25 protein-coding genes are annotated in these 20,145 nt (G+C 39.5%); 5 read left to right on the forward strand and 20 right to left on the reverse strand.

The genetic code is table 11. The features are described from left to right. Nucleotides 1-86: 86 nt before the first annotated feature. On the forward strand, nt 87-866 hold the full coding sequence (locus EAH57_RS03225; protein WP_121928826.1) for an AraC family transcriptional regulator: 780 nt from the start codon (nt 87-89) through the stop codon (nt 864-866). 154 nt (nt 867-1,020) lie between these two features. Here EAH57_RS03225 and EAH57_RS03230 read toward each other — a convergent pair whose 3' ends face one another. Beyond that, nucleotides 1,021-1,650, reverse strand: a complete 630-nt coding sequence (locus EAH57_RS03230; protein ID WP_165382347.1) for a TetR/AcrR family transcriptional regulator — start codon at nt 1,648-1,650, stop codon at nt 1,021-1,023. A 164-nt stretch (nt 1,651-1,814) separates the two neighbouring features. On the opposite strand from EAH57_RS03230, the gene EAH57_RS03235 reads away from it, so the two are divergent. Both EAH57_RS03235 and EAH57_RS03240 read left to right on the forward strand, forming a co-directional pair. Continuing rightward, nucleotides 1,815-2,858 carry a DUF2306 domain-containing protein gene (locus EAH57_RS03235; protein ID WP_171407366.1) on the forward strand — a complete coding sequence of 348 codons (1,044 nt, stop codon included), beginning with the start codon at nt 1,815-1,817 and terminating at the stop codon, nt 2,856-2,858. 224 nt (nt 2,859-3,082) lie between these two features. Next, a complete protein-coding gene (locus tag EAH57_RS03240) occupies nt 3,083-3,952 on the forward strand; it encodes a DMT family transporter (RefSeq protein ID WP_121928829.1) in 870 nt (289 codons plus the stop codon). 144 nt (nt 3,953-4,096) lie between these two features. Here the strand turns inward: EAH57_RS03240 and EAH57_RS03245 are convergent, their stop codons facing one another. The 6 genes from EAH57_RS03245 to EAH57_RS03270 form a co-directional block, all read right to left on the reverse strand. Further along, nucleotides 4,097-6,307 (reverse strand): TRAP transporter large permease subunit, encoded by a 2,211-nt coding sequence (locus tag EAH57_RS03245; RefSeq protein WP_121928830.1) that lies wholly within the window; start codon nt 6,305-6,307, stop codon nt 4,097-4,099. Between the two features lie 179 nt (nt 6,308-6,486). Continuing rightward, nucleotides 6,487-7,068 (reverse strand): rhombosortase, encoded by a 582-nt coding sequence (rrtA, locus tag EAH57_RS03250; RefSeq protein ID WP_121928831.1) that lies wholly within the window; start codon nt 7,066-7,068, stop codon nt 6,487-6,489. 124 nt (nt 7,069-7,192) lie between these two features. Further along, entirely contained in the window at nt 7,193-8,236 is a 1,044-nt protein-coding gene (locus EAH57_RS03255; RefSeq protein WP_121928832.1) for a hypothetical protein, read from the reverse strand. A gap of 358 nt (nt 8,237-8,594) precedes the next feature. Further along, nucleotides 8,595-8,801 carry a hypothetical protein gene (locus tag EAH57_RS03260; protein WP_171063509.1) on the reverse strand — a complete coding sequence of 69 codons (207 nt, stop codon included), beginning with the start codon at nt 8,799-8,801 and terminating at the stop codon, nt 8,595-8,597. A 210-nt stretch (nt 8,802-9,011) separates the two neighbouring features. Beyond that, nucleotides 9,012-9,407 (reverse strand): hypothetical protein, encoded by a 396-nt coding sequence (locus tag EAH57_RS16090; RefSeq protein WP_121928833.1) that lies wholly within the window; start codon nt 9,405-9,407, stop codon nt 9,012-9,014. Next, nucleotides 9,394-9,651: a succinate dehydrogenase assembly factor 2 gene (locus EAH57_RS03270; protein ID WP_121928834.1), complete on the reverse strand. Its 258-nt coding sequence runs from the start codon at nt 9,649-9,651 to the stop codon at nt 9,394-9,396. The genes EAH57_RS16090 and EAH57_RS03270 overlap by 14 nt, the downstream gene beginning before the upstream one ends. A gap of 188 nt (nt 9,652-9,839) precedes the next feature. Between EAH57_RS03270 and EAH57_RS03275 the strand changes: the two genes are divergently transcribed. Further along, nucleotides 9,840-11,012, forward strand: coding sequence for an acyl-CoA dehydrogenase family protein (locus EAH57_RS03275; RefSeq protein ID WP_121928835.1), 1,173 nt, complete (start codon nt 9,840-9,842; stop codon nt 11,010-11,012). A 52-nt stretch (nt 11,013-11,064) separates the two neighbouring features. On the opposite strand, the gene EAH57_RS03280 is transcribed toward EAH57_RS03275, so the two are convergent. Then, nucleotides 11,065-11,565 (reverse strand): DUF2059 domain-containing protein, encoded by a 501-nt coding sequence (locus tag EAH57_RS03280; RefSeq protein ID WP_121928836.1) that lies wholly within the window; start codon nt 11,563-11,565, stop codon nt 11,065-11,067. 137 nt (nt 11,566-11,702) lie between these two features. Then, entirely contained in the window at nt 11,703-13,193 is a 1,491-nt protein-coding gene (locus EAH57_RS03285) for a flavin-containing monooxygenase (RefSeq protein WP_121928837.1), read from the reverse strand. A 409-nt stretch (nt 13,194-13,602) separates the two neighbouring features. Here EAH57_RS03285 and EAH57_RS03295 point away from each other — a divergent pair, with 409 nt between their 5' ends. Further along, on the forward strand, nt 13,603-14,094 hold the full coding sequence (locus tag EAH57_RS03295; protein WP_121928838.1) for a hypothetical protein: 492 nt from the start codon (nt 13,603-13,605) through the stop codon (nt 14,092-14,094). A gap of 152 nt (nt 14,095-14,246) precedes the next feature. On the opposite strand, the gene rplQ is transcribed toward EAH57_RS03295, so the two are convergent. From rplQ to rplR, 11 genes are all read right to left on the reverse strand, one after another. After that, nucleotides 14,247-14,612 carry a 50S ribosomal protein L17 gene (gene rplQ, locus EAH57_RS03300; RefSeq protein ID WP_004672979.1) on the reverse strand — a complete coding sequence of 122 codons (366 nt, stop codon included), beginning with the start codon at nt 14,610-14,612 and terminating at the stop codon, nt 14,247-14,249. 18 nt (nt 14,613-14,630) lie between these two features. Further along, nucleotides 14,631-15,638 carry a DNA-directed RNA polymerase subunit alpha gene (locus EAH57_RS03305; RefSeq protein WP_004672981.1) on the reverse strand — a complete coding sequence of 336 codons (1,008 nt, stop codon included), beginning with the start codon at nt 15,636-15,638 and terminating at the stop codon, nt 14,631-14,633. 18 nt (nt 15,639-15,656) lie between these two features. Next, nucleotides 15,657-16,283, reverse strand: a complete 627-nt coding sequence (gene rpsD / locus EAH57_RS03310) for a 30S ribosomal protein S4 (RefSeq protein ID WP_004672983.1) — start codon at nt 16,281-16,283, stop codon at nt 15,657-15,659. A 12-nt stretch (nt 16,284-16,295) separates the two neighbouring features. Further along, nucleotides 16,296-16,682 (reverse strand): 30S ribosomal protein S11, encoded by a 387-nt coding sequence (rpsK, locus tag EAH57_RS03315; protein WP_001040166.1) that lies wholly within the window; start codon nt 16,680-16,682, stop codon nt 16,296-16,298. Nucleotides 16,683-16,701: 19 nt separating this feature from the next. Continuing rightward, complete coding sequence (gene rpsM, locus EAH57_RS03320) at nt 16,702-17,058, reverse strand: 30S ribosomal protein S13 (protein WP_004672984.1); 357 nt, start codon at nt 17,056-17,058, stop codon at nt 16,702-16,704. A gap of 107 nt (nt 17,059-17,165) precedes the next feature. Further along, nucleotides 17,166-17,282 carry a 50S ribosomal protein L36 gene (rpmJ, locus tag EAH57_RS03325; protein ID WP_000867907.1) on the reverse strand — a complete coding sequence of 39 codons (117 nt, stop codon included), beginning with the start codon at nt 17,280-17,282 and terminating at the stop codon, nt 17,166-17,168. A gap of 20 nt (nt 17,283-17,302) precedes the next feature. Then, nucleotides 17,303-18,622: a preprotein translocase subunit SecY gene (gene secY, locus EAH57_RS03330; protein WP_171063511.1), complete on the reverse strand. Its 1,320-nt coding sequence runs from the start codon at nt 18,620-18,622 to the stop codon at nt 17,303-17,305. A 45-nt stretch (nt 18,623-18,667) separates the two neighbouring features. Further along, the gene (rplO, locus tag EAH57_RS03335) at nt 18,668-19,108 is read right to left on the reverse strand and encodes a 50S ribosomal protein L15 (RefSeq protein WP_004672986.1); all 441 of its coding nucleotides are present in this window, start codon (nt 19,106-19,108) and stop codon (nt 18,668-18,670) included. 3 nt (nt 19,109-19,111) lie between these two features. Next, nucleotides 19,112-19,288, reverse strand: a complete 177-nt coding sequence (gene rpmD, locus EAH57_RS03340) for a 50S ribosomal protein L30 (protein WP_003653652.1) — start codon at nt 19,286-19,288, stop codon at nt 19,112-19,114. A gap of 6 nt (nt 19,289-19,294) precedes the next feature. Beyond that, nucleotides 19,295-19,792, reverse strand: a complete 498-nt coding sequence (gene rpsE / locus EAH57_RS03345; RefSeq protein ID WP_001141025.1) for a 30S ribosomal protein S5 — start codon at nt 19,790-19,792, stop codon at nt 19,295-19,297. A 2-nt stretch (nt 19,793-19,794) separates the two neighbouring features. Next, the gene (rplR, locus tag EAH57_RS03350) at nt 19,795-20,145 is read right to left on the reverse strand and encodes a 50S ribosomal protein L18 (RefSeq protein WP_004660364.1); all 351 of its coding nucleotides are present in this window, start codon (nt 20,143-20,145) and stop codon (nt 19,795-19,797) included.

Here is a 20,145-nt window from a genome sequence, read left to right on the forward strand (position 1 = left end):
GCTAAAAAATAATCAACTTATAGTTACTCGATATAAAGACAATAACTATTGCAAAAAAGACAACTTATCTGAGGGCCTAACGTAAGATGGGGAAAAGCTTTAAACATGGTTTTTTAGATTATCCAGTCTATGCTTTCTCGGAAAACTATCCTCATGGTCATATTGAAGACTGGCATAGTCATGACCGCATCCAATTGATTCATACTCTAACAGGTGTTATCCGAGTGCGGACTCATGAAGGCATTTGGATTATTCCACCTGGACGTGGTGTGTGGATTCCCGCTCAAAAAGCACATGCATTGCTCAGTAGTGGTGATGTGAAAGCGCGAGGTGTTTTTATTGAAACTTCCGCCAGCACAAGCTTAATCAATGAATGCCGTGTCGTTGCAGTGCCTGCTTTATTACGTGAACTGATGAGTAGTGCCATGGAAATACGGACAGCTATTCAATCCAATAGCCGTAATGAAAGGCTTCTTCAATTAATTTTAGACGAAGTACAAATTTTACCCGCACTCGCATTCAATTTACCCGACCCTCAAAGTCCAAAGCTCCAACAATTGTGCCAAAGGATTAAAGGGAACTTAGCTTTAGAATGGAATTTAGAAGATACTGCTCAACAATTACATATCAGCAGTAAAACACTCGCACGACATTTTCAAAGAGAAACTGGCTTACATTTTTCGCATTGGGTTCGACAGGCAAAAGTGATGCAGGCAATGATCGATTTAGCTATGAATAAGCCAGTTTTAAATGTTGCTTTAGACTTAGGTTACGATAGTCCAAGTGCTTTTAGTGCTATGTTTAAACGTGAGACCAGCATGACACCAAGAGACTATCTCCAACAATTTGCGTCGATAGAGACATAAAACCAGTACCAGCTTTGTACTTTACAAGCGACCAACTCTCCGCCAAATGATACCGGCCTCTTTCCACATCCCTTATTATTTCGACTGTAAAAATAGGGAGTCTGAATATGATTGCTACCCTTTTAAATGCTTCTTTAGTTCAAGCCAACGATGCTTAAAAATATACAGTTAGAGAATTTAAAGCTTGATCTTTCTGATCACCGAGTCCCACAAAAAAATTGAGAAGCAAAGGTTTCAATACCTTAGTGACATCATTTGGAGGAAGTAAATATTTTGCTGTTTCTAATAAAACAAACCCATGCACAATCGTCCACCATTGATTAGCAAGCAAAAAGGCAACGTTGTCTCCAAATCTGTTATGTTCAATGCTTACTTGAATCGCCTGAACTATTCGTTCCAAAGTATATAAGTTCTCTTTTAAAACATTGCTCTCCTGAGTGCGTAACTCCCCCAAATGAACACAGCCAAACATGATTGCATATAGGTGTGGATTCTCTCTCGAAAACTGAATATATGCTTGTGTAAGACCAACCAAATAAGTTACTGGATCTTCATGTTGAGTTGTTTTATTTAATGTCATGTCTAATTGAGCAAAACCAAAATTGACCATTTCACTGACTAAGTTCTGTATAGAACCAAAGTGCGTGTAAACACTCATTGTTGATGTTCCAGTTGCAGTAGCGATTTTTCGAGTAGTAAGTGCTTTTACTCCCTCCTCCGCCAACATTTTTGCTGCTGCCTGTAGCAATCGAACTTTCATATCCTGACTTGCATTTTTCTGCATTCTTTTGTCCCGCAATGACATAACACTCGTTATAACATATGTTATAAACTAATGACCAAGCAGTATTGTAACAAGGTCGGTTATTAATGAATACCATTCAAAAAAAGAGAATTAACAAGATTTTATATTTTCTACTTTTGATATTTGTAGTGATATATGCCCCCATGTCGATGGAATATTTTGCCAAATTTTTTTATTCAGATAGTCCTCGGTTGTGGGATAATTTTTTTGTATGGTTTGTTGGTGAGCAACATGCGCTTGGTGTAGGATCGGCTGAAATCGAGCAAGCTATACCGTATACAAAATCTCGTGTTCCTATGCTCTTTCATTCCATCTTTGGTGGACTCTCAATTCTTATTGCCATACATCAATTCTATAAACCCTACAGAATTCGGTATCCACAACGACATAAAATTCTGGGCAGAATCCAAGTTATTGTTGTTACAATTACAGTTATTGGCTCTGTTATGTATTTGATCAATACATCTGCTGTGGATACGTTCAGTGGAATTGGTTTCCACTATTCACTATGGCTATTGGCAATAGGAACCTTGCTCAGTCTATATCTCGCCGTATGGGCCATCATAAAAAAAGACGTCCTGGCACACCAAGCATTAATGATTTTTAATTTTGGCGCTTTACTGTCAGCACCTGTTTTAAGATTAGAGTGGTTGTTTATCGGTCAAATTCCAAACATGACTCAAGAGTTATCAAATTTATATAGTGCATTGATTTTTGGATATTTACTTACTCCTGCGGCCATTATTGTTTCTCGTCTAACGGATTTTCGTAAGCAAACTTTGTGCTCACCTCCTTCAAAACTGAATCATTACTCCCCTTTCTTAAACTTAGGTTTAATACTCAGTTGCTTGTTATATATGTTTATCACGTATCTTTACTTTGATTTGTTCAAAACTTTTGATGCATTTTTCTACATCATCATGTCTTTAATTGTCATGACCTTCATTGGATATGTCACGATGCTGTCTTTGAATAAATATCAGAAAAGATGGATTGCCTATCGTGAATGGCTTATCCATGTAATTAGCTTTGCAGTCTTACCAATATTTATATTAATCAATTGGTATTTCTTCACCTTCTTCTATACGACGCAAATTGCATTTCAAATTGCAGCGATGACGACCCCACCCGCAATTTTTGGTTTAGGTTATGTCTACATGGCTTATTCTAGAAAAAGAATGATATAAATTAGTCATATAGGTCTTGATATTATTTGCAATATCAAGACCTATACACGCAACAACGAAGACTCTATATAAAAAAGTAAATTATTTAAACAATAAGACTTATAATCCATTTAGTTCCTTATTCTCAGTCAATTTGATAAGAAATTATCCTCATCCAATCAGAATAGTTTTATTATCCAAACCTTTCTCATCAATACAATCATGATAGTGATCTACCCTTCAAGATGAATGCAATCAAAAAAGATAAAAGTCTGATTCTGGCTATTGCATGTCTCATGCTCTCTGCACTTTTATTCTCGGTGATGGGGATCTGTATTCGCTATGCTTCCCATACAGTTGATAACTACACCATTGTATTTTTCCGTAACATCGTTGGACTCATTCTGTTTGTCCCCTTTATCTTTCAACAGGGTTTAGCTTTTGTAAAAACAGAAAAACTATGGATGCATACATGGCGTAGTTTGGTCGGGCTTGCAGCAATGTATGGTTTTTTCTATGCCATTGCACATCTAAAACTCTCCAATGCAATGGTATTTACTTATTCATCCCCGATTTTCATTCCACTCATCGCATGGTTATTTTTAAAAGAACGAATCACAGCAGCGATGCTTTGTGCCGCAGCTTTAGGATTCATTGGTGTATTTTTCGTTGCCAAACCTGATCAAGGCTTGCTGAACTGGATTGCTATAGTTGGGATGACATCAAGTCTATTTGCTGCACTGGCATTTGTCACCGTACGAGCACTGACTCGGACAGAACCACCTGAACGAATTGTGTTTTATTTCTGCTTGATTGGTTCGTGCCTTTCTGTGATTCCTATGTTTTGGGTTTGGCGTCCCTATCAAATCAAAGAGTTATTTTTTCTAATCAGTGCAGGTATCCTTGCCAATACCAGCCAAATCTTTATGTCACACGCTTATCGCCTTGCACCTGCTGGTCAGATTGCACCAGTGAATTATATGGCGATCATTTTTGCAGGGATTTGGGGATTTTTTCTTTGGCAAGAAACACCAGATATATATAGTTTAATTGGTTTCAGTTTTATTTTGATTGCTATCTTTTTATGCAGCCCATTCATACAAAAGCAAAAATAAGCCAGTGAAGTAGCACATGAGATGGAATGATATTTGTTATGGGGAATCCCCCCTTAAGCCCAATTAAATAACCAACAGAACAAATCTGTATATTGTTCAGTGCATAAAAAAAGCACCCGAAGGTGCTTTTTTTTAATTAGTTACTTAATGATACCAACCGAACAACTTAAAGTAATACGGTACGTACGCAATAATTAACATCGCAGGAACCATCACCAGTAACGGTAAAATCCAGCGCTCATATCGATAGTAGAACGACAGATGTTTCACTTCTGCATCAGCGGCCATAACTTCTTCATCACCAATCGCTTGTCGTGCCAATAGATGGTTTAAAGCAACAGGTGGTGTGACATAACCCAACTCAAAGCCAGTCAATGCAATCATCCAGAAATGGACAGGATCAATACCGTACTGATAAGCCACAGGCGCAACAGTTGCGGAAATAAGAATAACTGCGCCGAATGGATCCATGATCATACCGACCAAGACCATAAACACTACAACTAAGGAAATCACCACAAACATACTACTGATGTCGCGAGGGAAAGCTTCCATAACCTCAATGTGTTCGAGGAAACCACCGACACTGACTGAAAGTGCCATTAAAATAACTAACGCACCAATATGTCCAACGGTTTCTGTCGTTGAAGTATGTAATGCTTTGCCAAATGGGACGTGACGTTCAGGATTACGTGGGTCATCCGCTGGATTCACTGGTGGTACTGGTTGAGAACCATCTGATGGTGCTGTATAGGTGTTTAAAGTACTGTCCCAATGCCCAACAGGCGCAAGTGGTGCAGGTTCTTTACGCAACTTATCAAACAAGACCATCATCAATAGAATCACTGGCATCATGACAGGTGCAGTAAATTCATTCAGCTCAGTTGATAATGCATGCTTATAGAACAACCAAATCAGAACAAAAATCACGATATACGGCGCTACAGGAACGAATGCACGTAATGATTTCGGTAAAGCAATTTTTGGAGGAGCAATACGGAATTTTTGCTCAGCAAAGAATAATGCAATCACCAAGAATAATGTAGATGTTAACAGGAACACATACATACCATGTTTATATAGTAGGTCAGTCGTGACTTCTTTGTTTAAAGACGCGACAACTACAATTAATAAACAAGGACGTAACACCACACCAAGCGAACCAGATAATGCCGTAGCCGCTAAAGCAAACTGACGACGACCACCCGCATTCCAAACTTCCTTATAAATAATTGCACCAGCGGCAATAACGAAGATACCAGATGCACCGGTATAAGCCGTTGGCAATGCAGCTGCAATCAAAATCAACCATGTTAAGGTTTCAGGAGCTAAGTTCCACGGACGTAAAATATTTAAGAATAAATCGACAATACGTGTTTGCTTAAGCAACATACCTGCCCAAATAAACAAGGCAAGATTTAAGAAGATATTTGCGAATTCAACCAATTGACCAAGGTAAATCCCTTGTCCCATCGGATAATCCATAAAGAATGTAAATGCAATCCCAGTAATAATCGCCATATATGCATACAATGGGATACTGAGGAAGGCCAAACCAATGTTTCCACCTTCACGTGTCGGAGCTGGTGACTTCACTAAATGGAATAAACTAATTAACGTGAGTACCCCAAATAAAATCATCCAAAGCCAATAAATAATATTCATTCCTGAGGCGAAAGGCACACCAGAATTCAAAACAGAATTATATTGACTGATCACTGAGTATGTGAGTAAAGCATTACCCAACAACATCGCAGTGTTATAAATACGGAAATCAATTTTGGTCGCTGGACTACGCAAACCAATATGATGTGATTTTATCGTCGCACTGATTGCAGCAAATAAAACCATAATCACTAAAAATAAAGCGCGATTCTCAGAACCAAATTTAAAAACACCAAAAAAGGAGGTTTCAATATTTCGATAGGTTCGGACGCTTGGATTGGCTTCAATATGTGCCATTGCTTTATCATAGAATTGATATTTTTCTTCACACTGTTGCTTTGCAGCAAGCAATGACGAACGCACATCTGATTCTGATGCAACACCAAACATACTGGCAAACTCATCCGCAGCATTGATCTTCATCTGCTCTTGAACTTGCGCATCTATATTCGGATTAGTATCACAGGTTGGTTTCGTCGGTTCAGCACGTAGAAAAGAATATTGCATACCCGTATTAGGATCGCCATATAAACGTTCCCCCATACGCAATAACTGACCATGAATCATCTCACCAGTACCAATAACGAGCGTCATTAATAGTAAAACGAGAACAACAAAGGTCGATATCCACTCTGTCCAGATATAACTCAGCAGACCTAATCCAGACTTTTTCTCTTGATCATTTTGCATGTCTATTCCAATTTATTGTTATCAACATCCATCCAAAGATGTTGAATCATGCGATATCCATGGTTGATAGATAAATGAATTTACCCTTTGAATCACCAGTCCCTTTTAAACCGCTTAAATTTGCAGCAATCTTTTTCAAAAAAGAATGGCTACAATCAATTTTTTATAGGTTGTTTTTATCAACTTGCCTGTGCTCTACCTTTTCCATTTATAGATAAATAACCTAAACCACTTAAGACACCACCAATTGCACCAATCAAATGGGCCTCTGTTAACACGGGGCTACCGATTAATTGAGCTGTGCCTGCTTGTCCAAAAGTGTTTTCCCAAAGTAACTTTACAGCAACCAAAACCAACACCAAAATGGCAAACTTACGTTCCTTTGGATACTGCAAATACACCAAGCTTACTGCAGTATATAAACCATGCAGAACGCCTGATAATCCTGCGTACGCATCTATATAAGGTAAATAAAAATAAAAAATTAGGCTGATAAATGGCGGTAGAATCAATAACAGCGCACATAAATGCCGATTAAGTACATGAGGAAAAATAAACGGTAAACATCCAAATGCCAGCATATTCAGCAAAAAATGCATCCATCCAACATGCACCCAATGCGCAGTCCACAAACGCCAGAACTCATCAAGTAAACTCGGTTTCCAATAAATGAAATGATCAGAAAAGACTTGTAAGCACGCTGATATTGAAATACATACAGCGATCAAAATGACTTTCCGTATCCATATTTGATCTTTCATTTATTTACACCTCTTCAAAAACAGACCTTTTACGATTCACAAATCATAAATACTTTGTTCATCGAGAACTGTAAAAGGCCGTTTAATTCAAGTTACTCAACAGGCTTCCTGTTGGAACAGATGATTATTCATCGCCATCGAATAATGCATCTAATTCTGATGAACTTTCTTTCTCATCATCCCAGAATGAAGATAAGCCTTCATCACTCGCTCTTACACCCGTATTTTCAGTCCAGTAACGGTCTGCGATACCACGCACCATCAAGCCAGCCATTTGGTCAACTAATCTAAATTGAGGGTTTGCAGGTTTATCTTCACCCGAAGCTGCCGCATAAGAACGTAATGCATCACGCAGTTTCGCATCATCACCACTCGCTTGAGCGGCAACAGCATATAAAGCATGCGCTAGACGAACACCCTTTTTCTCGCCAATTTGCATTGACTCTTTCATGGTTGCATAAGGTTCAGGTTTTCCATCACCAGCGCCAGGTAATAAAGTCCAAATCACTGCACGGGTCGCCATTGGCGCGCCCCAATATTTTTCATTATCCAAGCATGCCATACCACGCTCAACAATCCCTGCGATATCTTTAGGTACATTGACTGAGCCACCAGAATTAATATCATTGGTCATTGCTTGTAAGCCATTTACCATCCCTAGCAAATACACCGTTTGATCGAGATCATTACGCATAGTTGGGCAGGAATCGCCTAATTTATATTTATATTTCGTTTCCCAGCGGTTTGCGAAAAGCTGATAACTGGTATATTGACGTTGAGCCGCAATCGCTGCCCAACGTTTTTGCTCAATACGTGCATCTTGTGCTTCAGTAATTTGTCCTGCTTTTGCTGCTCGCAAATAACGTAATTCTGCTTCTAATGCTTGATTTTCAGCACAAACACCAGATGCTGTATACAACAATACCGCCATCCGCGTTGGATCGGCTCCCATCTCTTTGGTCGACATCACAGCTGGCGTTAAAGCATTCCCCGAGTTACACACCATTTCAGCATCATCCATTGCTAAAATTGGCGGTACAATATGTCTTTCACCAAAACCTAAAGCAACATTTGCCCCAGTTTTAATCACATATGAACACCCTGTTAACATTGATGTTGTTAAAAACGCAACCGCCACGCCCTGTCCAACTTTATGCAGTCTAGACATACTTCCTGTCCTCTAATTAATTTATTTTCCTTTTAATCGTACCTTATCAGATGCCATACTCGAGTTAAAGAGTAATTGCTCTAATTTTGACATAGATATCTTGACACACTTCACAGAACAATGAATTGACAGATATTTGGGAATACAGGAATTTCAGGCAAAAAAAAGTAGCATTGCGACGGTTCAGCACATGCTACTTATTAACTGGTAAAATCGTGAAACTTTTTACATTTTAGTTTTGTTGAAAATAATCCTTAAGTAACGTTCCAGCTCTTCCTACAACAATCGCCATAACAATTGCAATTACTAGAAACATCCACATTGAAATCTCCATAGAGACCTCCTACACTTTTTGTGTCTACTTTTGATAGACACTAGATTGGCGCTCATCATCAATATTCATGGGAGTATGATATATTGATGACACCTTCAATCTCTTTCTCTTGTTCACTCCAATCTTAGATTGATGTGACTCAAGAAGTTCCCTGAGTAAAGTTCCTGCTCTTCCTACTACAATTGCAAAAATGACTGCAATCACCAGAAACGACCATGTTGGAATTTCCATCATTTTGGACCTCCACCATACTTTACGTTGGTGTTTGTACTTTAACCAAAACACATCCAACTTGATCGGCATATTGTCTGACAATCATAATTTTCATGATTTTTTAGAGTATTTAATCTAACAATTTAGATAGCATGAGGGTAAAAAACAGATAAGTACTTGAATAATATTATTTTAATAAAAATATACAACTGCACAATTGTCTAACAATCAAACAAGTTTTGCTAATATCTTCAGGTTTTTCCATTGTAAAATTGATAACTGGTCCCACCAAATAATACAGGGTTGATGCAAAGGATCATCAAAATAGATCACGATATAGCATTGATGATCGATCATTTTTCTAATTGTTCTGCGTTGAATAGACTGGGGGAAATGATGAAAACAGAATATCCAATCTTGATCATCTAAAAATTCAAAATGCTGTATTTGAGGTTTCTTTTGAAAGATAAACCAAGCCACTCCCATAATAACAACGCTGAGCAACCACAAGAATATAGAGAGAAAAGAATATAATAAACTTATAATGATAATAAAAGTAAAGAGTTGCAAAACAATAGCAAATCGACTGTATTGCAACTCAAAAACACGGCTAGCCATGTACATAGTGTTTTAATTTTAAAATAAAATCTTTCAACTCGGTGCGCGGTGGCTCCCCGACTTCCATAAACCAATCTAGCAAATCAGGGTCTTCTTGGTCGACCAACTCTGCAAATAATGCTTTTTCCGCGACATCTGCACTGAGATAGTAATTTTTAACATAAGGGTCAAAATACACATCGATTTCCTTTAATCCCCGACGTGCACGATAAATTACCTTACGTTCTTCCAGTGTCATTTCTTCAGACATGCTTTGTTCCAATACGCAACAATTTCCCCATAGTGTACTCGATCCCCCCATAAAGTTCGCAGAGATTTTTCTCAAGTGACCAAATACATCAATCAAATTGAGCATTGATCACATTGTTCAATATTTTCGATTTCTTGTATCGTGATAAGGATCATTTTAAATCCAATAGACTAGGGAAAAAATAACAAATGCAATCAGGTGCTATTCGTCCAATTCCAAATATGTTACCGCGTAAACTATTTACTTCAGATCACGAAGCATTTCGCGAAACCGTCCGTAAGTTTTATGAAAAAGAAGTTGTTCCAAATATTGAAAAATATGAGCAACAACAACATGTCGATCGAGATTTGTGGAATAAAGCAGGTGAACTTGGCTTACTCTGTACCACGATGCCTGAAGAATATGGTGGCTCAGGTGTAGATCGACTATACAGCATGATTCTGATTGAAGAACAAGCTTATGCGATGGACTCAAGCACAGGATTCTCCTTGCATTCAGATATTGTTGCCAACTATATCAATAACTTTGGAAATGACGCGCAAAAGCAACAATGGCTACCGAAAATGGCAACAGGTGAAGCCGTTACAGCGATTGCGATGACAGAACCTGGAACAGGTTCAGATTTACAAGCCGTTCGCACCACAGCCGTGCTTGATGGCGATGAGTATGTGATTAACGGCTCTAAAATCTTTATTACCAACGGCTATCTTTGTGACATGGCTATTGTCGTCTGTAAAACTGGCAACAATGAAAAAGGTTCAGCCAACTTATCTTTGATTATTGTTGAAGCAGACCGCGCAGGTTTTAGTAAAGGTAAACCTTTAAATAAAATCGGTATGAAAGGTCAAGATACCTGTGAATTGTTCTTTGATGATGTGCGTGTACCCAAAGAAAATCTTCTTGGTATGGAAGGTATGGGCTTCATGATGCTGATGAAAGAGCTTGCGTGGGAACGTATGCTGGTTGCGATCATTTGCCAAGCAGGTGCTGAAGCAGCCTTTGCCCATACAGTGCAATATACCAAAGACCGTAAAGCATTTGGCAAAGCGATTAGTACGTTCCAAAACACTCGTTTTAAACTGGCAGAGTTACGGACTGAAATTGATTTTTGCCGTACCTATCTAGATCGTTGTATGGAATTACAGTTAGAAGAAAACTTAGGCGTTGATGCAGCAGCAGCAGCTAAATACAAAATCTCTGACATGTTCTCAGAGGTTGTCGATGAATGCTTACAATTACATGGTGGTTATGGCTACATGCTGGAATATCCAATTGCACGTGCTTATATCGACAATCGTGCAAACCGTATCTATGCAGGCACCAATGAAATTATGAAAGAACTTATTTCACGTACTTTATAATCCCTATGTAACCCAAAAAAGGAATAGTGCTAATGCGCTATTCCTTTTTTATTTACTTCTGCTCAACCTTTTCAGCTGGTTGAACAGCAGAGGGATTCATCCTTGCCATTAATTGTTTCACCGTCGGGTTTTCTATATGTTGTTGCATGGTAGTATTTAAAGCGGTCCGTGCATATTGTGTGGTGAAATGTGCAACCTCACTCCCTACTTCACTGGCTTTCGTCGCCCAGACTTTTCCTTCAGTAGATTGATAAAAGGTTAATGCAGCTTGTAACTCTTTTTGGCTAAACGTTTCGACATAGCGCTGAACAATAAACTGCTTTCTTTGTTCACTATTTAAGTTTTTAACTAAATCCACATAAAAGCTTTCTGGTATATCTTTCGGCAAACGCATCCGAATTTGCTCTAAAATCATTTTGTCGGTACTTTGCAGGCCTTGCTCTGTTCCATCAATGGAAACCAATTTCTGTGCAATCGCTTCTTTTTGCTTTACATCATTTGCAAAAGTTAAAGTACTCAATAATAAAGTCCCCAAAATTAGTATTTGCTTCATCACACTTCCCTTGCTAATCAATTTTTTTAATGTGCTCAATATACTCGATATTTAAATTATTTAAAGAATATCCATTCAACATTTAAACAAAAAACCCTATGTAAAAACATAGGGTTTTTGGAACTACAGTTCAGCCGTTACGACACTAATTTTGGTTTACGACCTGCTTGCTCGTCACGTTTACTAAATTGTAAAACGCCATCATTAAATTTCGCATTTTTCAATTCTTTACGGTCAGCCAGATAGTTATTAGTTACTTTCCAAGGTGCACGACGACCTTGTTTAGGCATCACATCAGCTGCACGTGCGATATAACCTGATGATAAGCTCCCCATTACAGTATCTTCCATCAAATCTGCTTGGTTACCCAAAGCAATGACTTCGTCAAAGCCATTCTGGTCCATGTGATTGAGCAAGCGACAAATGTAGTCAGCAGCAACGTCCACTTTTAAAGTCCAAGATGCATTGATATAACCAATGATCATCGCCATATTCGGAACATCACTGACCATCACACCTTGATACAGCATATGATGAGAGGTATTCATTGGTTTACCATCTATCGAACCTTTCACACCACCTAGAATCTGAATTTCTAAACCTGTTGCAGAAATGACAATATCAGCTTCCAAGTGCTTACCAGACTTCAATAATACGCCATTCGCAGTGAACTTCTCAATTTGATCCGTTTCAACACTAGCTTGACCTTCACGCAGTGCTTTGAACAAATCACCATCAGGTACAACACATAAACGTTGATCCCAAGGATTGTAGCTAGGTGTAAAGTGTTTCATATCTACTTTACCCTTAAGCTGTAATTCAATACCTTTCAACAATAAACGACGTACTGTTTTAGGATGTTTTAGTGCAAGTGCATAAATTGCACGTTGCATCCCGATATTACGTGCACGGGTAAATTTATATGCAGTTTCTTCTGACATAAATTTACGGGTCTTTTCATAAATAAAGTCAATCGAAGGAATGCTTGCAATATAAGAGGGTGAGCGCTGTAACATCGTGACATGCCCTGCTCCACCTTTCACCATTGAAGGAACGAGAGTAATAGCTGTTGCACCACTACCGATGATAACAACCTTCTTACCTTTATAATCTAAATTTTCTGGCCAATGCTGTGGATGAATCAATTGACCTTTAAAATCTTCTTGATGAGGAAATGTTGGTGCATAACCTTGATCATAATTGTAGTAGCCAGTACAACCCATTACAAAATTTGCTGACCAAGTTTGTTTTTTCTTGTTGCTGTCTTCTATTTCAACCAACCATTTTTTCTTAGCAGAATCATAGTTTGCAGAAAGGACACGATGACCAAAATGAATTTTTTCTTTTAACTTAAATTCGTTAATAACTTCAGCAAGGTAACCCTTGATTTCTGGCCCACTTGCCAAAACTTTTTCTTTCGCCCATGGCTTAAAATTAAAACCAAAAGTTGACATATCAGAGTCAGAACGAATCCCTGGATAACGGAATAAATCCCAAGTTCCACCAAAACTTTCACGACGCTCTAAGATTTCAAAACTACGTTGTGGACAGTTTTTAGAAATATGCACAGCAGAGCCAATCCCAGAGATTCCTGCGCCAATAATTAGAACATCAACTTGCTTTTCCATTTTTTTTATACCTAGTAGAAACTATGAGTTTATTAAAGCACAAATTTGACAATACACAATGTCAAGTTTAGTCATTCATCGGTTTTTTTATATCAGTTCGGGACAATTTGCAGAAAAATTGAGGTTAAAACATTTTGAGATTTACGATTGAATTTGAATTTTTTTAAAAAATTGTTAGCCTCGCTTATATATATTTGCCGTAAATACTTTAGCAAAATAGTTTTAATACAAATGAATAAGAATGAAATGTTAAGTGCTGAACAATATCTCGCACAGAAGCTTAGTACACTAAAATATAGAGCGGTTTACAACAAAAAAGTGCTTAAAGGTAAAACTTTAAGCATTCCGTGTAAGCTGTATTATGTTAGTTTTAGAAGTTTAATAGCAGCCATAATCTTCGAGTCTAGGAATGATAGTTTTAAACTCCCAAATGAGTGAATTCTTGTTATCAAGGGGTAATACTCCTATTCCCGAGACTTTAGAACTTAAGATGTTAGAAGGCTTTTATGAACATGCTGATACTATTGTCTTTGCTTTTTACAAAGACCGCTTAGACCACTGGGACTATGATGCCGTCATTAGTAGATATGGAGATCTAACGGGATTTGAAGCATCCACTAATAGAATTCACATAGATGATTACATTCATAATGAAAATTTTACTACAAATGAAATAATAAACATCGGTTTCTCATTAGTTCAATTAGTTCAAAATTTATGGAATAAATTAAGAGATGATGAATGTAGTATTATCTTATCATCTGATTTAGAAAGTGATTTCGGGAATAATGCATCACTTACTTTTCATAAAAAAAGAGCAAATGAAATATTAATGGATAGCCTAGATGGCTGTCTTCAAGCAGTATTCATTTGTGACAACAATGACTCAATCACTATTTAGGCTTAAATTAAAGTTGGCTTCATTTCACATGATGTAGACATCTTTATGCCATAGAATGCCGATATTTCTTAAACGAATCTTGAAATACAGCCAATAAAAAAGGTTGGCTTTCGCCAACCTTTTTTGGAACAACTGTTCTACACGTAGAAGTATTATTTTACTTCACGGTCAACGAGTTCAACGTAAGCCATCGGTGCAGCATCACCTGCACGGAAGCCCGCTTTAAGAACACGAAGATAACCGCCGTTACGTTCTTTGTAACGAGGGCCAAGAATGGTAAATAATTTACCAACAGTTGCTGCAGAGCGAGTACGAGCAAACGCTAAACGACGGTTTGCTACTGTATCGTTTTTAGCCAAAGTGATTAAAGGCTCAGCAACGCGGCGAAGTTCTTTCGCCTTAGGCAAAGTTGTTTTAATTAACTCATGCTCAACTAAAGCATTTGTTAAATTTTGGAACAACGCCTTACGGTGGCTGCTTGTACGGCCTAATTTCACACCACTATTACGATGACGCATGGTGATAGTCCTACTTAATTAACGGCTACGATAGGCAAAACGGTCATCCATACGGAGACTAGCTGGTGGCCAGTTCTCTAAACGCATGCCGAGTTGTAAACCTTTCGATGCCAAAACATCTTTGATCTCAGTTAACGATTTTTTACCTAAGTTTGGAGTTTTTAACAACTCAACTTCAGTACGTTGAACAAGATCACCAATGTAGTAAATATTTTCTGCCTTCAAACAGTTAGCAGAACGAACAGTTAGCTCGAGATCATCTACTGGACGAAGCAAGATTGGGTCAACTTCTTCGCGAGGTTCTTGAGCCACAGGTGTTTGATCTTTCTGAAGATCAACAAAAATTGCAATTTGTTGTTGCAAGATTGTTGCCGCTTTGCGGATTGCTTCTTCTGGATCAACAGTACCATTAGTTTCAAGATCGATCACTAGTTTATCAAGATCAGTACGTTGTTCTACACGAGCATTTTCAACTGTGTAAGACACACGCTTAATCGGGCTATAAGAAGCATCTAACTGTAAACGACCTACTGGACGTGTTTCGCCTTCCGGGAAACGAGAGTCAGATGTTTCATAACCACGACCTTGAGAAACTTTAAGGCGCATTTTTAATGAACCAGAAGAACTCAAAGTACCGATTAAATGATCAGGGTTAACCACTTCAACATTATGAGGTAAACGAAGGTCAGCTGCTGTTACGTCACCCGCACCTTGTTTCTCTAATGTCAAATATGCTTCGTTTTGATCGAACAGCTTAATAGACAATCCTTTTAGGTTCAGCAAGAGCTCGACGATGTCCTGCTGCAAGCCTTCTAAAGTACTGTACTCGTGCTCGACGCCTTCTATCTCTACTTCTACCACAGCAGCGCCAGGCAGAGAAGACAATAGAATGCGACGTAAAGCATTACCTAGAGTATGACCAAAGCCACGCTCTAAAGGTTCCAGAATCACTTTTGCCGAGGTCCCGCTCACCGCTTCGACCTTGATCGCTTGCGGAGTTAGAAACTCGTTTGCAGTACGCGTCATTTATTGCTACCTCAAGGATTATTTAGAATACAATTCTACAATCAAGCTTTCGTTGATTTCAGCAGGTAAATCAGAACGATCTGGTGCAGCTTTGAACGTACCTTCCAACTTAGAATGATCAATTTCCATCCAAGCAGGTGTACCACGTTGAGCAGCTAATTCAATTGCATTTTTGATACGCAATTGTTGTTTAGCACCTTCATGTACCGCAATTACATCACCAGCTTTTACTTGAATAGACGCAATGTTTACACGACGACCATTTAAAGTAATAGAACGGTGACTGACTAACTGACGAGCTTCTGAACGTGTAGAACCAAAACCCATGCGATAAACAACGTTATCAAGACGGCTTTCGAGCAATTTCAACAAGTTTTCACCTGTTGCGCCTTTCACACGAGCAGCTTCTTTATAGTAATTACTAAATTGACGTTCTAACACACCGTACATACGACGTACTTTTTGTTTTTCACGTAATTGTAGTGAATACTCAGATTGCTTACCACCACGAGCCGCACCATGTTGACCAGGTGCTTTATTGTGCTTTTTGGTTTTAACATCAAACGGTTTAACGCCTGATTTAAGTTGCAGGTCTGTCCCTTCGCGGCGAGAGAGTTTGCATTTTGGACCAATATAACGAGCCATGAATGTTTCTCCTTACACGCGACGTTTTTTAGGTGGACGGCAACCGTTGTGAGGAATTGGCGTCACATCGGTAATGCTGTTAATTTTATAACCCACTGCGCCTAATGCACGAACCGCAGACTCACGACCTGGACCAGGACCTTTTACAAGGACGTCTAGGTTTTTCAAACCGTAATCCAAAGCTGCTTTACCAGCAACTTCAGCAGCTACCTGAGCAGCAAACGGAGTTGATTTACGTGAACCACGGAAGCCTTGTCCACCAGAGGTAGCCCAAGCCAATGCATTACCTTGACGATCGGTAATCGTTACAATGGTGTTATTAAAAGAAGCGTGAATGTGTGCAACACCTTCAGAGACGGTACGAGTGACCTTCTTGCGTGTGCGAGTATCTTTAGCCATCTTTTAGCTTCCAGAAATCTTACTTTTTAATCGGTTTGCGCGGACCTTTACGGGTACGTGCGTTAGTTTTGGTGCGTTGACCACGGACAGGCAAGCTGCGACGATGACGAAGACCACGGTAGCAGCCTAAATCCATTAAACGTTTAATGTTCATGGAAATTTCGCGACGTAAATCACCTTCGGTTGGAACCTTAGCAACTTCTGCACGAATCGCATCAAGCTGTGCATCGTCCAACTCACGGATTTTTGTAGTTCCAGCAATACCAACAGCAGCTAAGATATTCTTAGCTGTATGGCGGCCGACACCAAAAATATACGTGAGGGAGATAACAGCATGCTTGTTATCCGGAATGTTTACACCGGCAATACGAGCCATTCACTTTTCTCCAAAAAGGCAGCAGAGATAATCAACCGCCCCACAAAAATCTTGAGGGGCGGATAATAACCTAATTAGCCTACTGAAATCAACAGGTCTTAATTAAATTAACCTTGACGCTGCTTATGACGAGGTTCTGCGCTACAAATTACGCGAATAACCCCATTACGACGGATAACTTTACAGCTACCACAAATTTTCTTTACAGAAGCTTGTACTTTCATGATGAAACCTCTAAGTGCGCTTATCCCTTCGGATGAGCAGTCGTTTTTCTCATTAACGTTTGATTGTCATATTGATGCGAAGTAAGGTGTGCTTGAAGTTGTGCCATGAAATCCATGACTACGACAACAACAATCAACAATGATGTCCCACCCAAATGGAATGGAATACCAAACGAACTTTGCAGAACCATTGGCATTAAACACACCACGGTAATGTAAATTGCACCAATAAACGTCAAACGGTTAAGAATATGATCTAAATAACGAGCCGTTTGCTCACCTGGACGGATACCAGGCACATATGCTCCGCTACGTTTTAGATTCTCTGAAACTTCTTTCGGACTAAAAACTAGCGCCGTATAGAAATAACAGAAGAAAATAATTAACCCGCCAAAGAGCATCAAATACAACGGCTGTCCAGGCGATAACACCAATGCCAAGTCTTGCAGACTACGTTTTACGATCCCTGCATTTGGATCAGCACTCCCTAACCATTGCCCCAAACTCGCTGGAAATAATAACAGTGAGCTTGCGAAAATCGCTGGAATAACACCCGCCATATTAATTTTTAATGGCAAATGCGTTTGCTGTGCAGTAAACACCCTACGACCTTGCTGTTTTTGAGCATAGTTCACTGGAATACGACGTTGTGCTTTTTCAATAAACACAATCGCAGCGAGAACTGCTAACGATAATAAACCGAAGACAGCTAATCCAATTAAACTACCTTGACCATTCTGAACAGACGAGAACGACTGAATTACAAGATTTGGCAAACCAGCCACAATACCTGCAAAAATGATCATTGAGATACCATTACCAACACCACGTTCGGTAATCTGTTCTCCCAACCACATCAAAAACATAGTTCCTGCAACAAGCGAAGTCACTGCTGGAACATAAAATGCCAAGCCTGATGTCAAAGTAATACCCTGACTAATCAAACCAGCACACATCCCTATACCCTGCACGAGTGCAAGAAACAAGGTGCCGTAACGTGTGTATTGATTGATTTTACGTTTGCCTTGCTCGCCTTCTTTTTTCAAAGCTTCTAACGAAGGAACCACCGTAGACATCAACTGCACAATAATCGATGCAGAAATATACGGCATAATCCCTAACGCTAGAATTGACATGCGCTCCAATGCGCCACCAGAGAACATATTAAATAAGCCTAAGAAGGTACCTTCATTAGCCTTAAAAAAGCTCGCTAGTGCCACACTATCAATGCCTGGCAACGGAATATGCGCTCCTAGTCGAAAGACCAACAACGCGCCAATCAAGAACATTAATCGACGAATAATTTCACGGTATTTCACATGAAATGGTTGGCCTTTCATCATGTTAACATGACCTGAAGAACTAGGAGTCATAGACACTCGAGATTACTCCTCGACCTTACCGCCAGCTGCTTCAACAGCAGCTTTAGCGCCTTTAGTCAACGTAACACCTTGTACAGTGAACGCGCGAGTGATTTCACCTGAAAGCACGATGCGAGCACGAATTTGGTCACGACGAACTACATTCGCAGCTTTTAAAGTTTCAAGGCTAACTACATCACCTTCAACTTTATTCAACTCAGACAAACGCACTTCAGCAGTTTTTAAAGCAATTTGGCTAGTGAAGCCGAATTTTGGCAAACGACGATAAAGTGCTGTTTGACCACCTTCAAAGCCTGGACGAGTACCACCGCTTTTACGTGATTTTTGACCTTTGACACCACGGCCACCAGTCTTACCAACGCCTGAACCAATACCACGGCCTAAACGACGGTTGTCACGCTTAGCACCTTCTGCTGGTGCAAGTTCATTTAAACGCAGAGTCATGGCTTATTCCTCTACACTAACCATATAGTAAACTTTGTTGACCATACCACGGTTAGAAGGCGTATCTTGCACTTCTACAGTATGACCAATACGACGCAGACCTAAACCCTGTAGGCAAAGTTTATGATTTTTTAAACGATGCGAAGAAGATTTAGTCTGGGTAACTTTAATCGTTTTCATGATTGATTACCCTTGAATTTCTTCTACTGATTTACCACGTTTCGCAGCGACTTTCTCAGGAGAAGTCATATCACGCAAACCTTTGAAAGTCGCGTTTACTACGTTAGCAGCATTAGTAGAACCGTAACATTTAGCAAGTACGTTATGTACACCAGCAGCTTCAAGAACAGCACGCATCGCGCCACCAGCAATTACGCCAGTACCTTCAGAAGCAGGCTGCATGTATACACGGCTTGCACCATGACGAGCATTCACAGGGTGCTGTAAAGTAGTCCCCGCAAGGTCTACAGTAATCATGTTGCGACGAGCAGCTTCAAGTGCTTTAGAGATAGCAGCTGGAACTTCACGTGCTTTACCACGACCAAAACCTACGCGCCCATTACCATCACCCACAACAGTTAATGCTGTGAAAGAGAAGATACGACCACCCTTAACAACTTTGGCTACACGATCAACGGCAACCAGCTTTTCAACGAGACCTTCGTTTTGTTCAACTTTCGCCATGATTAGAACTCCAAGCCGCCTTCACGAGCAGCATCAGCCAAGGCTTTGATACGACCATGATATTTAAAACCAGAACGGTCAAATGCAACTTTAGTAACACCAGCTGCTTTAGCACGTTCTGCGATTAAAGCACCAACCTTAGTTGCTGCATCGATATTACCAGTCGCACCACTACGCAAAGATGCATCCAAAGTTGAAGCTTGCGCTAAAACTTTGCCACCATCTGCTGAGATGACTTGAGCATAGATGTGACGCGGAGTGCGGTTTACACACAAACGAGTCGCACCCAATGCACGAATGTGCAAGCGTGTGCTTTTCGCACGACGCAAACGGGTTTGTTTCTTTTCGTTCAT

It is taken from the genome of Acinetobacter sp. 2JN-4, assembly GCF_003687745.1.
Classification (GTDB): domain Bacteria; phylum Pseudomonadota; class Gammaproteobacteria; order Pseudomonadales; family Moraxellaceae; genus Acinetobacter; species Acinetobacter halotolerans.